The organism is Marivita sp., assembly GCF_020055675.1.
Taxonomy (GTDB): Bacteria; Pseudomonadota; Alphaproteobacteria; order Rhodobacterales; family Rhodobacteraceae; genus Marivita.
On the sequence record NZ_JAIPUS010000079.1, the window covers coordinates 1 to 2,582 of the forward strand.

Sequence of the window (2,582 nt, forward strand, 5' to 3'; positions counted from 1 at the left end):
GCGCGCGCCGGCAGTTCGAGCGCATTTATGCAGCCGATCCGGGGTTCGAGGATGTGGCCGAACGGCTTGGAATTGAGAACCCTGGTCGTCCCAATACGAATTCTAAGCGAATTTGACGAGCAGCTCCTCCTCCAGATTGAGTTCAGAAAGGGCTACTTTTAGCCGCTCGAACTTACTGGTTGAGTCTATGTTCCCCTCTATGAAGTATCCATCGGCAACCTGCACGGCTTGACGCAGAGTGCCCGGAGCAGACGTCAACTGGATTCGTTCACCAAGTTTCGTGCCGTGAAACGCTTCAGGTTGTAGCATCAGGAGCTGCTCAAGCACTTCCGCATACAGCTTAGCAACCTGTGTTACCTGCAGGCGGGTTCCGAAGAACACTGCATGTTCAAGCCGCTTGTGGCGTGGCTCCTCCGCGTCGAAAATGTTCACTTCATCGCTGTCGACATCGGCCACCACGCCAACGCGGGGCGCCGGCCAGACCTCAAGAAATCGCTTAGCGATGCGTTCGGCGCGTGCCTCGACCTCCTGAGTTCCCCACTTCTCCAATGCCTGAAGGTCACGATTAAGCCAAAGGCGGCTGAAGCGATAACCCTGTTCGCCACCATTCTCGTTCATATCACGCTTGTCTAAGAAAGTCTTGTTCCCCAGACGCCCATTGTTCCCCGAAAGTGTCAGATTGCCGACTGTATTCAGATACTTTTCACCCAGCAACGCGTATTCCTCTGCATCAAGATCGCTGTGCCAGGCGGCTTCGGGGTTTTGCGGAAAAATGTGTTCAACCGTGATGCCAGGCATTGTGACGTCCACGGGCTCGCGGTTGTTGTGGTTTTCGAGGCGGTCGAAAAAGTAGGTGCGTGTGCGGCTCTTCGTGCTGTAAATATCCTTATCCTTGAGCATCGCCACCACCTCGGCATCGCGTGGAAAGCGCTGTGTGCCGCCGCGTTGCATCAAGGATCGCTCGACTGACGCCAGATAGTCCCCAGGCTCGATCCGATCATAAAGGCTCATGAAAATCTTGTTCAGTGCGTTCGTTGGCAGGCTCAAAATAAACCGACGCCAGACGTAACTCTGCACCAATCGCAGCACCGAGGCGAACAAATCTCGAGTGATCGTCTCGTTTGTGAAATCTCGGTAGACCGGCATCAGGAACGGGTAAGCGACATTGATTTCCAGCGTTCGGATATAACCTAGCTCCCTGCTAATTGCTGGGTCCGTCTCCAATTGCGGGTTCAGCAGCCGCGCATAGACGTGAGAAAGCTCTCGCAGCTCCTCGAGCTCCTTCATTAGTTCAGGTGAATTCGGAACAGGATAGCGCTCTTTGAACTTCTCGTAGACCGCACCCTTGTTGGGTATGTCCTTCTGCTTCAGCGTCAGAAAATCACGGATGAAGTCTGAAACACGACTTTGATTGACTTCGAGGTTCTGAGCATTCGCCTCTATAGGTTCCCAAAAGTTACGAAAGACCTGCTCTTGCTCCCTCCTCGGTAAACCCATCAGAATATAATTGCGGATCAGATCGGCTTGGGATAGCTCCAAGCCCGTTGAATTTAGACTTTCGAAAGTTCGCTGTGGGTTGTCCTTTCCACGTTCCAGCGCGATGTCGACGAGGAAAAGCTTTGAGAGCCCCCGCAGGACGATATCGAAGTTGGTATCGTCGATGCGTCCCTCGAAAAAGCGGAAGTTCTCGATTAGCCGCGAATATCCTCCGGCTTTAAGTGCTTCATTAGGATCCATGATTTGTGCGAGCGCCGCTTTGTTGTTGTCCGTCGGCTTCAACTTAAGCTTTTCGGCATCTTCGGCGAACTCGTTGATCAAGTACGTCTTATATATCCGTTGCGCTTGCTGATCCCTTCCGGTGGCACTGGCATAGCGAAAAAGGGCGGCGAAAATCAACGTCAATGTTGTCAGGCGCTGTTGTCCATCAATAATCGTCAGTTCTCTTAGGCCGGAGACGGTGTAAACATCATCATGCACGTAGACGATACTGCCGATAAAGTGGCCGGAGAGGTTCTCGTCTGTACCGACGGTGAGGATGTCATGGAACAGCTGCTGGCACTGGACCCGGGTCCAGTCGTAGTTGCGCTGGTATACAGGGATTGCAAAAGCCGTCTCGCTATTGGCAAGGAATCGGTCGACACGGGTCTCGGCAGCCTTCATCCAACGCCTCCAAAATGCTCATTTCATCTGAAGCTACGTGAAACATGTGGTCTTGTCACCTGATCCGGCCGTCTCGACGCAAGGATATGTGCCACGGGTGCCAAGTGCCCCGACCCATAGTTAACACGCCATTTCTCAAGTTGGCACTTTCAAGACAACGAACAGGCCTATTTCGGCGTTGTCGCGTACCGCAACATTGGCACGCACTACCATACAAAACAGATTGCAACCCGCTGTCACACAATCTCGAACCATTTCAAGGCCGTCTGGAGCAGATGGTCGTAGTCGCCAGCCGTGGCGGCAGCTGTAAAGTCGGCGATCTCGCGCTCGGAGAGGCCAGACTCTCGGGCGGCCTGACAACACCGGCCAATCACCGTGAAAGCATTGCCATCATGGCCAGTGAGTTTGACGGTAATGTTGGG

Annotated in this window: 2 protein-coding genes; both read right to left on the minus strand. The window is 53.4% G+C overall.

Going from position 1 to position 2,582, the window contains the following annotated elements:
- Window positions 1-102: 102 nt before the first annotated feature.
- Window positions 103-2,160, minus strand: a complete 2,058-nt coding sequence (locus LCF59_RS17710) for a DUF262 domain-containing protein (RefSeq protein WP_292288941.1) — start codon at window positions 2,158-2,160, stop codon at window positions 103-105.
- A gap of 236 nt (window positions 2,161-2,396) precedes the next feature.
- The coding region (locus LCF59_RS17715; protein ID WP_292288942.1) for a hypothetical protein at window positions 2,397-2,582 on the minus strand (186 nt) is incomplete at its 5' end.

Bases quoted from the DNA above. Each gene is read 5' to 3' on its own strand.
- LCF59_RS17710 (WP_292288941.1), bottom strand. From the start codon at position 2,160: ATGAAGGCTGCCGAGACCCGTGTCGACCGATTCCTTGCCAATAGCGAG.